This is a genomic window from Paenalcaligenes sp. Me52 (genome assembly GCF_050487965.1).
Taxonomy (GTDB): domain Bacteria; phylum Pseudomonadota; class Gammaproteobacteria; order Burkholderiales; family Burkholderiaceae_B; genus Paenalcaligenes.
In genome coordinates this window covers 676,526-689,108 of record NZ_JBKQFO010000001.1, presented here as the reverse complement: position 1 = coordinate 689,108, position 12,583 = coordinate 676,526, and the positions used below count along the sequence as shown (strand labels likewise).

Here is a 12,583-nt window from a genome sequence, read left to right as displayed (position 1 = left end):
GTACCCATGAACCGTTATCCTATCTGGAAGTATCTCACTGTACTGGTCGCACTGATCATAGGCGTGATCTACACACTGCCTAACTTCTATGGCGAATCGCCAGCAGTGCAGGTAGCCTCCGCCAAGTCCACGGTCAAAGTGGATTTAAGCACCTTGTCGCGCGTTGAAAGTATTTTGCAACGTCACAACCTTGTATCCACGGGGTCCTATTTCGAGCAGCACGGTACCTCCGGCACTATTCGTGTACGGTTTGACTCAACCGACACTCAGTTCCGCGCCAAAGACATTATTGAGCGTGAACTGGTACCCGACGCAGCCGACCCTGAATACACCGTAGCCCTGAACTTGATGCCCGCATCCCCCAGTTGGTTGACTGCCATTGGCGCACAACCTATGCACTTGGGTCTGGATTTGCGTGGTGGTGTTCACTTCCTGCTGGAAGTAGACATGCAAGGCGCTCTGACAGGTCGTTACGAGTCCTTGGCCTCCGAAGTTCGTACCGCATTACGTGAAGCTGACATTCCGCAAAAAGGCGTAGAGCGTCAGAACTTATCGTTGGTCGTGAACTTTGGTTCTACCGAAGCACGTTCCGATGCCATCACGGCATTACGTCGCCAAATTCCTGATCTGCAATTCGTCAATGGCGGCCAAGATGGCAGCATCGAATTGATAGGCACGCTGTCTGAGACAGCACTGATTCAGGCACAAACAAACGCCCTGCGTCAGAACATCACTACATTGCGAAATCGTATTAACGAGCTGGGCGTATCTGAACCCGTGATTCAGCAACAAGGTGCTGATCGTATTGTGGTGCAGTTGCCTGGTGTGCAAGACGTAGCCAAAGCCAAAGAAATTCTGGGCCGTACAGCTACCTTGGAAATCCGCCTAGTGGATGACTCCCCAACTGCTACTGCCGCCTTAATGGCCGGTACTGTACCGTTTGGTTTGGAGCGTTACACCGACCGTGATGGTCGCCCATTGCTGCTGCGTCGTCAGATTGTACTGACAGGTGAAAACCTGCAAGATGCGCAACCTGGTCGTGACCAACAAACTCAACAACCCACTGTTAACCTGACACTGGATAACAAAGGTTCCCGCATTTTCCGTGACGTTACTCGCAACAACGTCAACAAACGCATGGCTATCGTGCTGTTTGAGAAAGGCAAAGGCGAGGTTGTTACTGCCCCTGTAATCCGTTCGGAAATCCCTAACGGCCAAGTACAGATCTCCGGCAGCATGAACGCTCAGGAAGCCACCGATATCGCCCTGCTGCTACGCGCAGGTTCGTTGGCTGCTCCGATGAAAATTATTGAAGAACGTACTATTGGCCCAAGCTTGGGTGCAGAAAACATCAAACAAGGTTTTGATTCCACTCTGTACGGCTTTATCGCCATTGCGATCTTCATTATCATTTACTACCAGCTGTTTGGTGTGTTCTCTACACTGGGTCTGACCTTCAACGTTTTGCTGTTGCTGGCCATGCTATCCATGCTTCAAGCCACACTGACCTTACCAGGTATCGCTGCGATTGCGTTGACACTGGGTATGGCTATTGACGCCAACGTGCTGATTAACGAGCGTATACGTGAAGAGTTACGAAACGGCGCAAGCCCGCAGCAAGCGATCAACTTAGGTTTTGACCGTGCTTGGGCCACCATTTTTGACTCCAACTTGACCAGCTTGATCGTTGGTATTGCGTTGCTGGCATTCGGCTCCGGCCCCGTACGAGGCTTTGCGGTGGTGCACATTCTGGGCGTTCTAAGCTCAATGTTCTCCTCCGTCGTGGGTGTACGTGCCCTGGTAAACCTGTGGTATGGCAAACGTCGTCGCCTACAGAGTCTGGCTATCGGCCAGGTCTGGAAACCTGATAACAAACAGTAAGCTGGGAATAACATGGAATTTTTTAGAATTTCCCGCACTATCCCCTTCATGCGCCACGCGTTGGTGCTGAACTTAATTAGTGCCATTTTCTTTGTTGCAGCGGTATTTTTCATTGTTACTCGAGGCTTCAACCTGTCTATTGAGTTCACTGGCGGCACCGTCATTGAAGTCAACTACGAAGAAGCTGTACCGCTAGACGATGTACGCCAAACCATTGGCGGTCTAGGCTACCGTGACTACCAAGTGCAAAACTTTGGTACACCACGCGATGTCATGATTCGCCTTCCTACCCATGGCGATGGCGACACTAACGCCAGTACCGAGCAAAGCCGTGCCGTATTAAGTGCATTGCAAGCAGCAGATGCCGCCAGCAGCAACAAAGTTGAACTGCGCCGCGTTGAGTTTGTAGGCCCACAAGTGGGTCAAGAGCTGGTGCATAACGGCTTGATGGCTCTGCTCTTTGTAGTGGTAGGTATCATGGTGTACTTGGCATTCCGCTTTGAGTGGAAGCTTGCTGTCTCTTGTGCGCTGGCCAACTTGCACGACGTGGTGATCATTTTGGGCTTCTTTGCCTTCTTCCAGTGGGAATTCTCTCTGGCAGTACTGGCAGGTGTGCTGGCGGTATTAGGTTACTCCGTGAACGAGTCTGTGGTGGTTATGGACCGTATTCGTGAGAACTTCCGCAAACAGCGCCGCATGTCCACCTCTGATGTGATTGACACCTCCATCACTCAAATCATCTCGCGTACTGTGATCACTCACGGTTCCACTCAGATGATGGTGTTGTCCATGCTGTTCTTTGGTGGCCCCACACTGCATTACTTCTCACTGGCGCTAACCATCGGTATCTGGTTTGGTATTTACTCCTCCGTGTTTGTGGCAGCTGCAATTTCCATGTGGCTAGGCATTACCCGAGAAGACTTGATCAAACCCGTCAAAAAAGACGAAGACTCCGAAGCAGAAGTGCTTGGGTAAACAAAAAAGCCAGAGTTCTTACTCTGGCTTTTTTTATGCCTATTTTCCGCACATACACCACACCTGCAACACCAGCATCACAGTCGCCCTGCCGGTCGCGTTATACTAGATGCTTTCATTTTTTTGCCCCCGGGGTCTACACCCGCCACGGCACCTATCATGCAAGATACCATCTCTAGCTCTCCTGCTACTCAAGACGAGCAGCTCCCTACCCGCAAACTGTTTATTCGCACCTTTGGCTGCCAAATGAATGAGTACGACTCGGAAAAAATGGCCGACGTACTGAATCAGCAAGGCCCTGTGGAATTAACATCCAATCCTGATGAAGCGGACATCATTCTGTTCAATACCTGTTCCGTGCGCGAAAAAGCGCAAGAAAAAGTCTTTTCTGACTTAGGTAGAGTGCGTCACCTCAAACAGCAAAACCCCAATCTGGTGATTGGCGTGGGTGGCTGTGTAGCAAGCCAAGAAGGCCAAGCTATTGTTGAACGCGCTCCCTTTGTAGACGTGGTATTTGGCCCGCAAACTCTGCACCGCTTGCCTGAACTGATCAAGCAACGCCGTCATAGTGGCCGTTCGCAGGTAGACACCAGTTTCCCTGAAATTGAGAAATTCGATCACCTACCGCCTGCCCGTATTGATGGTTCTACCGCTTTCGTATCCATCATGGAAGGCTGTAGCAAATACTGTAGCTTCTGTGTGGTGCCGTACACACGCGGTGCTGAAGTATCTCGCCCCTTCGAAGACGTATTGATCGAAGTCGCTGACTTGGCAGACCAAGGCGTAAAAGAAGTCACCTTGCTAGGCCAAAACGTGAACGCTTACCGTGGCCCTATGCAAGACAGCACCGAAATTGCTGACTTTGCGATGCTGCTGGAATACGTACACGACATTCCTGGTATTGAGCGTATTCGCTACACCACCTCTCACCCCAAAGAGATGACTACCCGTTTGATCGAAGCGCACGGCAAACTACCTAAACTGGTACCGTTCCTGCACTTACCCGTACAAGCTGGTAGCGATCGCGTGCTCGCAGCGATGAAGCGCGGTTACACATCCTTGGAATTCAAATCTATTGTCCGCCGCTTGCGTGCTGCTCGCCCTGGTATCACCTTATCGTCCGACTTTATCGTGGGCTTCCCAGGTGAAAGCGAAGACGATTTCCAAAAAACACTGCAACTGATTCAAGATGTAGGCTTCGACACTTCTTTCTCGTTTGTGTACTCTCGCAGACCCGGCACACCTGCCGCTGATCTCGAAGACACCACCAGCAAAGAAGAAAAATTTGAGCGCCTACACCGCCTGCAGGCCTTGATCAACGAACAGGCCACGGCTATTGGTGAAGCCATGGTTGGTACCGAGCAGCGTGTGTTGGTAGAGCGTTTGTCCCGCCGTGACGAAAACGAAGTGATGGGCCGTACCGAGAACAACCGCATTGTGAACTTCCCTGCAAATTCCCGCCTCATAGGCCAAATGGTGACTGTACGCATCACACAAGCGATGACCAACACGCTACGTGGTGAAATGGTGACCTCGGAAACTACTACTGCATGAGCCAACACGACACATCAACCGACCCTATTCACACCATCCACCTAGATGGTGACAACACCCATCTGGCCAACTTTTGTGGGCCACTGGATGAAAACCTGAAACAGATTGCCCACGCCTTTGACGTTACGCTCAAACGCCGTGGCAATCACATCACCTTGCAAGGTAACGATTTACGCCTCGCCACGGAAGCCGTTGAGTGGTTTCACAACAGAGCCGTACACAAAGCACTGAGCATTGATGATATTCAGCTAGGGTTGGTTGAGCTGAAAAGCCGTGAACAACGCACGCAATCAACCAGTGGCAAAGGCAAGCATCGCAACAGCCTGCCACTGGTTGACGCCAGCACACCTGCTCCTGCCTTGGATGATGACGAGCTTAATCTGCGTACCCGTCGCAGTGACCTGCGTCCGCGCACCCCACGCCAACGTGATTACCTAAGCCAGATTCTTAGCCACGACATCAGTTTTGGTATTGGCCCTGCCGGTACAGGTAAAACCTTTTTAGCAGTAGCCTGCGCCATTGATGCGCTGGAGCGCGAAGCGGTACAACGCATTGTGCTGACTCGTCCTGCGGTAGAAGCAGGCGAACGCCTAGGCTTCTTGCCTGGCGACTTAAACCAGAAAATTGATCCCTATCTGCGCCCGCTCTACGATGCACTGTACGACTTGATGGGCTACGACAAAGTACAACGTTTGTTTGAAAAACAAATGATTGAGGTCGCACCATTGGCCTACATGCGTGGTCGTACACTGAATCACAGTTTTGTGATCCTGGATGAAGCACAAAACACCACATCCGAACAAATGAAGATGTTCCTGACCCGCATTGGCTTTGGCAGCAAAGCCGTCATCACAGGCGACCCTACACAAGTAGATTTGCCACGAGGACAGCGCAGTGGTCTAGAGCATTCTGTGCGCGTACTGCAAGCTGTGCCTGGCATTGCCATTACCCAACTAACCAGCAAGGACGTCGTACGTCACCCGCTGGTTGCCCGAATCATTGATGCCTACGAAAGCCATCAGAACGATGAAAACTGAACTACACCTCAGCATCCAATACGCCAGTGACTGCCAAGATATTTTGCCTCGCTGGCGCTTGCGCAACTGGGTACAAAAAGCACTGGATAACGCCGTAGCTGTCTACCACGAAGCCGGAGAAGTACCTCCTTTTACCTGTGCTCAATTTGCACTGCGTATGGTGGGCCCAGAAGAAATGACCGAACTGAACGGTCAATACCGTGACAAAGCCTACGCGACCAACGTACTGACTTTTGAGTATGGCGTAGACGAAAACCAGCGTATTACTGCCGACATCATCATCTGTGATGAGGTACTGAAACGCGAGGCGGTAGAACAAAAGAAAACACTTTTACAACACGCTGCACACCTCACCGTGCACGGTGTGTTGCACGCTCTGGGTTACGATCATATTGACCCAGAAGATGCGGAAGATATGGAAAGTTTGGAAATAGAGATTCTTCAATTACTGAAAATCCCTAACCCTTATCTGGCAAAATAACTATTACTTGCCCGCTGTTTCGGTTATGCTCAGTGTTTTAATTACGCGTCCAATGGACAATGTCAGACTCACATTCATCAGACCCTGAGCCCCGAAAGAAGAAGCGTCTATCCCGTTTAAGTGGGATATTTAAACGCCGCCCTGAACCCGAAGATCGCGAAGACATCAAAGCGATACTTCAAAGTGCCCAACAACGAGGCATCATAGACAGCGAAGCCGCTGCCATGATCTCCGGTGCACTGGATGTTGCCAGCAAAACTGTGGCAGACATCATGGTTCCCCGCGCAAAAATCGACCTACTGGATATTTCCACCCCTCTGGCAGAACTGCTGCCTATCATCATCGAAACAGGTCGTTCCCGTTTCCCGGTGTATGAAAATGACAGGGACAACATCATTGGTATCTTATTAGCCAAAGATCTCTTGCTCTCCATTGCCAACCCAGGCATTGATTTGCGACCTTTGGTAAGACCAGCCGTCTTTATCCCTGAGACCAAACGCTTAAACGTTCTGCTGCACGAGTTCCGTGTCAGCCGAAACCACATCGCCATCGTCATTGATGAGCACGGCAGCACTGCCGGCTTGATCACCATGGAAGACGTGTTAGAGCAAATCGTAGGTGACATCGAAGACGAATACGATGACGAAGCCGAACAAACCATCTTCCAAACTGGCCACAACGGCTGGCGTGTGATGGCGATTACCGAAATCGAAGATTTCAACGATGCATTCGGCACACATCTTACCGACGACGAATTCGACACCGTAGGTGGTTGGCTAGGCGCCGAATTAGGACACATTCCCCGTCGTGGCGAAACCCTAACAAGCCAAGGTCTACGCTTTACTGTCTTACGTGCTGACCCTAAACGGGCACTATGGCTGCACGTACAACGCGACCTCCCGAACACGGACGATTCCTCTACTCCTACGCCATGAACGTCAGTTCCTCTAAGTCACGGCAATCCAATTACTTTTTAGTGCTGCTAGCTGGTGTCGTACATGCCACCAGCTTTGCACCTGACCCACTGCCTCTGCAGGCTCTGCCTTTCGTCCAACTCATTACATTGGCCGTTTTATTTGCCTGCAGCATTAACGCCAACAGCACACGACAAGCGTTGCTACAAGCATGGCTATTTGGGGTAGGTAATTTTGCGACTGGGCTGTATTGGCTCTACATCAGCATGCACGACTTCGGCCATTTGCACCCTGCACTTGCCGTGCTTGCTGTGGCGTTGTTAGCCGCTGCCCTAGCCTTCTTTATCGTCGCAGCTATCTGGCTTATACGCCTACTGCAACCACGCCGTGGACGCCCTTGGTTACAAGCCCTGCTGCTAGCCACGATCACCGCATCGGTATGGACGCTCTTTGAGTGGTTGCGCGGTAGCCTGCTAACAGGTTTTCCGTGGCTTAACATCGCTTACGCTCACGTAGATGGTTTCTTTGCGGGGTGGGCTGCCATATTGGGTAGCTATGCCATTAGCTGGAGCGCCGCTTTTTGTGCCGCTGCACTCAGCCTCTTAACACCATCGCAAATGCAGAAAAAATCACCTGCTGTTGCGTTGTTGGTGAGCATATTCATTGGAGCTGCAAGCTTATATTGGCAACAAATAGAGTGGGCAAAGGCAGAAGGCTCGCCCATATTAGCCAGGCTGGTCCAAGGCAATGTGCCACAGTCACAAAAGTTCGACCCGCAATACCTGCTAGATGGCATTCGCTCCTATCAACACATGAGTGCGCTGCCACCCAAAGAGCCCGGTGCTGAGCCACAAATCATTGTGCTGCCTGAAACCGTTGTACCCATGATGCAGTATTTAATCCCTGAGCAAGAATGGCAGGTCTGGATTGATATTGCTAAGCGACAAAACGCGACGCTGATTCTGGGCGTGCCTATGTCCGACCCCAACAATCCGTCTTACTACACCAACAGTTTGATCACGATTGGGCCAGACACCAGTGCGGCAGAAATACTGCAGCGCCAAACCATGCAGTACAACAAGTACCACTTGGTGCCTTTTGGTGAGTTCGTACCCCAAGGCTTCCGTTGGTTCATCGATATGATGCAAATTCCTTTAGGTGAATTTGCTCGTGGTGACACACGTCAACGTAACTTTTCCCTAAACAATCTATTGATTGCCCCTAACATCTGCTACGAAGACGTGTTTGGTGAAGAGATTATCCGCGCAGTACAACCTGCAGAATACGACAACGGTGCCAACCTACTGGTCAACAGTAGCAATCTAGCCTGGTTTGGCGACTCGTGGGCGTTGCGCCAGCATCTGCAGATGTCCAGAGTAAGAGCAATGGAAACTGCTAGACCTATGCTGCGCGCAACCAATACTGGTGCCACAGCAGCCGTTGATCATACTGGTGCGATTATCGCCATGGTGACACCAAATCAACGAGCCATCTTGGATGTGGAAATCCAAGGCATGAGTGGGCTTACCCCGTACGTACGCTGGGGCAATACGCCTATTATTGCGTTCTCGCTCTTAGTGTGTGTGCTCGCAGGAGCAGGACGCATACTGCGCCGTCGCTCCACCCAAGACTAATCTAGGCAATAAACTGGCGTTACTGATAACGCCAGTTTTGCATCCACTGTTGAAACTGCTCGGCAGGCACAGGTGGGCAGAATAAAAAGCCTTGCAAGTAATCACAGCCAGCATCTTGCAGTAAGCTTAGCTGCACCTCTGCACTCACGCCCTCAGCAATGACCTCCATACCCAACTTATGTGCCATCACAATCATGGCATCACATAAGGCTTGGTCTTCCGAACCAGGCTCAATATTGCGCACAAAAGACTGGTCAATCTTGATGAAATTGATGGGGTAACGTTTCAAGTAGGTAAGTGACGAGAAACCCGTGCCGAAGTCATCCAAGGCGATAGCAATGCCGGCATCCCGGAACACCCGCAAAATCTTGGTGACGTTGGCATTGGTATCCAACAGCAAGCGCTCAGTGATCTCTATCACTATAGACGACATATCCAGACCAGCTGATTCTATACGCTGCAGCCAATCTTTAGGGTTCACACCATTCGCGTAAAACTGGGCCGGAGACACATTCACACTGATCTGAAAATCTTTACCAAAAGACTGCCATGCCACAGCCTGATCTACTGCCGCATTGAACACCCAGTTACCTATCTCTACGATCAAACCAGAATCTTCCGCAAACGGGATAAACTCCGATGGTGGCACTAAGCCTAACTCTGGATGCAACCAACGTATCAAGGCTTCTGCCTTGCACACCTTACCAGTTTGCACATCAATAATGGGTTGGTAGTACAGCCTAAACTGGTTCTCAGCCAACGCAATATGCAAATCACGCGAAAACTGTACACGTGCTTGCACCGCTTCTCGCATCGCCGGTAAGAAGAAACAGTATTGATTGCGCCCGCACTCTTTGGCGGCGTACATAGCCATGTCAGCATTTTTGAGCAGCTCACCTGCATCGTTTGCATCGGCCGGATACATCGTGACGCCTAAGCTAGCAGAAATCATCGCCACTTCTTCACCTAACTTGTATGGCTTCGCCAATGTACCTAGTATCTGCTGGCAAATTCGCTCTACTACCGATAAATCCTCTACGCCCGCAACAATCACTGTGAACTCATCGCCACCTAATCGCGCTACGGCATCGGTATCTCGCACGCAAGTTTGTAATCGCCTACCCACTTCTTTCAGCAACTCATCGCCTACGTTATGCCCCAAGGTGTCATTCACATCTTTGAACATATCCAGATCCAGAAAGATCAGCGCAAAGGGGCTACCTTCCTGAATGGATTTCTGCATGGCCTCATGCAAACGGCCTTGGAAACGCTGCCGATTAGGCAAATTGGTCAAATGATCATAATTAGCCTGACGCCACACCAAGGCTTCACGTTTTTTATGACTTGTAATGTCAGAAAAAACGCCTATGCGCCTATACACCGTACCGTCAGGGTTCCAGCTCGTACTAATGTGTAAACGCTCGGCATATTCTTCGCCATTTTTACGGCGATTCCAAATATCTCCCTGCCATTGGCCAGACTCAGCCAGCTCCGCCCACATTTTTTGATAGAACTGGGGACTTTGTTTGCCAGACGCCAAAATATTCAACCGCTGCCCTAGCACCTCATCAATGGCATAACCAGTAATAGCACTGAATGCCGGGTTCGCATCCACCACGATGCCGTCTTCATCGGTCACCACAATAGCTTCAGAGGTACTCTCATACACTAGCCCTGCTAATCTGGCAGACGCTTCGTACTGTTTGCGAACACTGATATCGTTCACCAGCACAATAGATGCTTGATCTTCCCCCCAAGGGACTACAACCGAGTACACCTCTACATCGAGCAACTTACCTTTAGGCGTTTGCCATCTACACTCGTAATGCACATCTTCTATTGAATGCGCCACCTTTTCTGTTTTCCCCGCACACGCTGGCAACGCATAAGGCTGCAGTCGCAAGGAGGAATAGTTCAAGGTTTGCTTGAGTGTTCCCTCTGCACTATCCAGCATGTGCTGCAATACTGAATTAGCAAACAGAAAACTATCGCGCTGCACCACTGCCACCCCAAGCAGGGCTGTACTCAGCAATTTAGACACCATGTGTTCTAAGCTGCTCTGAGCCGACGACTGTTGTCGTAACACCTCCGCCAACTCTACTAATGTTGTACTGGAGAAATCATCAGAGCAAGAATCAAGTTTTTTCATTCGTGATGCAAAAAATCGCGGAGTAAAAAGATGCGCGTGAATCAGCGTTGCCAACCACACAACCCTGAATAGCCTACAGAGCCTAAAAACGGAGTACAGAAGATACAGCAGGCTATAGCGAGTCAAAAGAACGAACTCCACCTGATAACGGCCTCTTTGATGGTTTCTTAACTATTTTTGTCAGATTTGATTTCTTAACCCTAAAAAATGTGTCAAAAAACTACAAACCAAATTCACCAGAGAGGTTTTAGGCCTTTTTATCAAAAAACTTGCACAAACTCTAAAACTCATGCATAATTTCATTTCTTCGTTGATGCAGCAGTGAAATGCAAACATCTAAGGGGGTATAGCTCAGCTGGGAGAGCGCTTGCATGGCATGCAAGAGGTCAGCGGTTCGATCCCGCTTACCTCCACCAAAAAAACGAAGAAGCAGTTTAAGTCCTACGTCCCCATCGTCTAGAGGCCTAGGACACTACCCTTTCACGGTAGGTACCGGGGTTCGAATCCCCGTGGGGACGCCAAAGCTTGCTTTGGAAAAGAGTTAAACATACTACTGCTGGAGCGGTAGTTCAGTTGGTTAGAATACCGGCCTGTCACGCCGGGGGTCGCGGGTTCGAGTCCCGTCCGCTCCGCCAAGAATTTAAAAGAAGCCTTTGAGAAATCAAAGGCTTTTTTGTTTTCTACGCTCTATAGAAATCACCACCGCATGCGTGATCCCCTTAGTTCCTTGGCACTTCTTTCCCGCTCACTTACCCATTGCCACAGCAGAGCATTCTCACGGCGTAGCTAGCCACGAGCCAAAGCAACAAGCCCTGTCCACTACAGCATAACTTCGCGCCATTCCCCAGGTTGCAAGCCATTCAATTGCCATTCACCAATACGCACTCGCACCAAACGTAAGGTTGGCAATCCCACCGCAGCCGTCATACGTCGTACTTGTCGGTTTTTACCTTCGCTAATCGTTAGGCTAATCCAGCTTGTTGGAATACTCGCTCTATATCGTATGGGTGGATTACGCGGCCAAAGCTCGGGGTCATTAAGTAACTCCGCCTTCGCGGGCTGAGTCATACCATCTTTAAGCAACACACCTTGTCGCAACTGTTGTAGCTGCTGCTCCGTTGCCGCTCCCTCTACCTGCGCCCAATAAGTTTTAGACATTTTATGGCGTGGTTCTGCAATGCGCGCTTGCAAACGCCCATCATTCGTCAGCAACAACAGCCCTTCGCTATCCCTATCAAGACGCCCCGCCGGATACACCTCTTTTACGGGCACATAATCCGCTAATGTTTGCCTACCTTGATCATCACTGAATTGCGTCAACACACCATACGGCTTATTCAACACAATCAACCTACTGCGCTTAGCCACTGGCTGCACAGTTTTTTCGCGTTTATTGCCATATCCGTTTCGCATTATTTACTTCCTTCGCTCTGCACTATCTTGACCACCAACCCAGTGATGGGACACAGATTATCGCATCCCGCTCAGTAAAGCAGCCATCACTACTTTTTATGCGCACCAGTTGAACCAAAACCAAGCACAAACTGATGCAGAGCTGCGCTCAAAAGCCACCCGCACCAACAATGTCATTGCCATGGCTACTTTTATAAAAATAGTTAACAATATTGCATAAAAGTGTTGACATGAAAAAGAAATCGTTGCTATACTCTTTTTCTTAGCTGGTTGAAGTCCTAAAGTCCCCATCGTCTAGAGGCCTAGGACACTACCCTTTCACGGTAGGTACCGGGGTTCGAATCCCCGTGGGGACGCCAAAAATTATTTTGGCAAAGCTTCAAACATACTACTGCTGGAGCGGTAGTTCAGTTGGTTAGAATACCGGCCTGTCACGCCGGGGGTCGCGGGTTCGAGTCCCGTCCGCTCCGCCAAGAATTCAGAAAAAGCCTTTGAGAAATCAAAGGCTTTTTTCTTTTCTAGCCCCCCCCTCTAATCACTACCCG

At 50.2% G+C, this 12,583-nt stretch carries 9 protein-coding genes and 5 tRNA genes; 12 read left to right on the top strand and 2 right to left on the bottom strand.

Going from position 1 to position 12,583, the window contains the following annotated elements; genetic code table 11:
* Nucleotides 1–6: 6 nt before the first annotated feature.
* The 7 genes from secD (at nucleotide 7) to lnt (ending at nucleotide 8,476) form a co-directional block, all read left to right on the top strand.
* A complete protein-coding gene (secD, locus tag ACLO87_RS03170) occupies nucleotides 7–1,881 on the top strand; it encodes a protein translocase subunit SecD (protein ID WP_430222762.1) in 1,875 nt (624 codons plus the stop codon).
* Between the two features lie 12 nt (nucleotides 1,882–1,893).
* Nucleotides 1,894–2,856 carry a protein translocase subunit SecF gene (gene secF, locus ACLO87_RS03165; protein ID WP_135863743.1) on the top strand — a complete coding sequence of 321 codons (963 nt, stop codon included), beginning with the start codon at nucleotides 1,894–1,896 and terminating at the stop codon, nucleotides 2,854–2,856.
* 159 nt (nucleotides 2,857–3,015) lie between these two features.
* Nucleotides 3,016–4,410: a tRNA (N6-isopentenyl adenosine(37)-C2)-methylthiotransferase MiaB gene (miaB, locus tag ACLO87_RS03160; RefSeq protein ID WP_135863745.1), complete on the top strand. Its 1,395-nt coding sequence runs from the start codon at nucleotides 3,016–3,018 to the stop codon at nucleotides 4,408–4,410.
* The gene (locus tag ACLO87_RS03155; protein WP_430222761.1) at nucleotides 4,407–5,447 is read left to right on the top strand and encodes a PhoH family protein; all 1,041 of its coding nucleotides are present in this window, start codon (nucleotides 4,407–4,409) and stop codon (nucleotides 5,445–5,447) included. Before miaB ends, ACLO87_RS03155 begins: the two co-directional genes overlap by 4 nt.
* A complete protein-coding gene (gene ybeY / locus ACLO87_RS03150) occupies nucleotides 5,437–5,928 on the top strand; it encodes an rRNA maturation RNase YbeY (protein ID WP_430222760.1) in 492 nt (163 codons plus the stop codon). Before ACLO87_RS03155 ends, ybeY begins: the two co-directional genes overlap by 11 nt.
* A 59-nt stretch (nucleotides 5,929–5,987) precedes the next feature.
* Nucleotides 5,988–6,863: an HlyC/CorC family transporter gene (locus ACLO87_RS03145; protein WP_430222759.1), complete on the top strand. Its 876-nt coding sequence runs from the start codon at nucleotides 5,988–5,990 to the stop codon at nucleotides 6,861–6,863.
* A complete protein-coding gene (gene lnt / locus ACLO87_RS03140; RefSeq protein WP_430222758.1) occupies nucleotides 6,803–8,476 on the top strand; it encodes an apolipoprotein N-acyltransferase in 1,674 nt (557 codons plus the stop codon). Before ACLO87_RS03145 ends, lnt begins: the two co-directional genes overlap by 61 nt.
* Nucleotides 8,477–8,495: 19 nt before the next feature.
* On the opposite strand, the gene ACLO87_RS03135 is transcribed toward lnt, so the two are convergent.
* Entirely contained in the window at nucleotides 8,496–10,625 is a 2,130-nt protein-coding gene (locus ACLO87_RS03135) for a putative bifunctional diguanylate cyclase/phosphodiesterase (RefSeq protein ID WP_135863756.1), read from the bottom strand.
* 340 nt (nucleotides 10,626–10,965) lie between these two features.
* On the opposite strand from ACLO87_RS03135, the gene ACLO87_RS03130 reads away from it, so the two are divergent.
* The 3 genes from ACLO87_RS03130 to ACLO87_RS03120 all read left to right on the top strand — a co-directional run bounded on the left by ACLO87_RS03130 (nucleotide 10,966) and on the right by ACLO87_RS03120 (nucleotide 11,260).
* Nucleotides 10,966–11,041 (top strand) — tRNA-Ala (locus tag ACLO87_RS03130).
* A gap of 29 nt (nucleotides 11,042–11,070) precedes the next feature.
* Nucleotides 11,071–11,146: transfer RNA gene (locus ACLO87_RS03125), tRNA-Glu, on the top strand.
* Between the two features lie 37 nt (nucleotides 11,147–11,183).
* Nucleotides 11,184–11,260: transfer RNA gene (locus tag ACLO87_RS03120), tRNA-Asp, on the top strand.
* Nucleotides 11,261–11,444: 184 nt separating this feature from the next.
* Here the strand turns inward: ACLO87_RS03120 and ACLO87_RS03115 are convergent.
* Nucleotides 11,445–12,038, bottom strand: a complete 594-nt coding sequence (locus ACLO87_RS03115) for a pseudouridine synthase (protein ID WP_430222757.1) — start codon at nucleotides 12,036–12,038, stop codon at nucleotides 11,445–11,447.
* Nucleotides 12,039–12,321: 283 nt separating this feature from the next.
* Between ACLO87_RS03115 and ACLO87_RS03110 the strand changes: the two genes are divergently transcribed.
* Nucleotides 12,322–12,397: transfer RNA gene (locus ACLO87_RS03110), tRNA-Glu, on the top strand.
* A 37-nt stretch (nucleotides 12,398–12,434) separates the two neighbouring features.
* Nucleotides 12,435–12,511, top strand: a tRNA-Asp gene (locus ACLO87_RS03105).
* Nucleotides 12,512–12,583 lie beyond the last annotated feature (72 nt).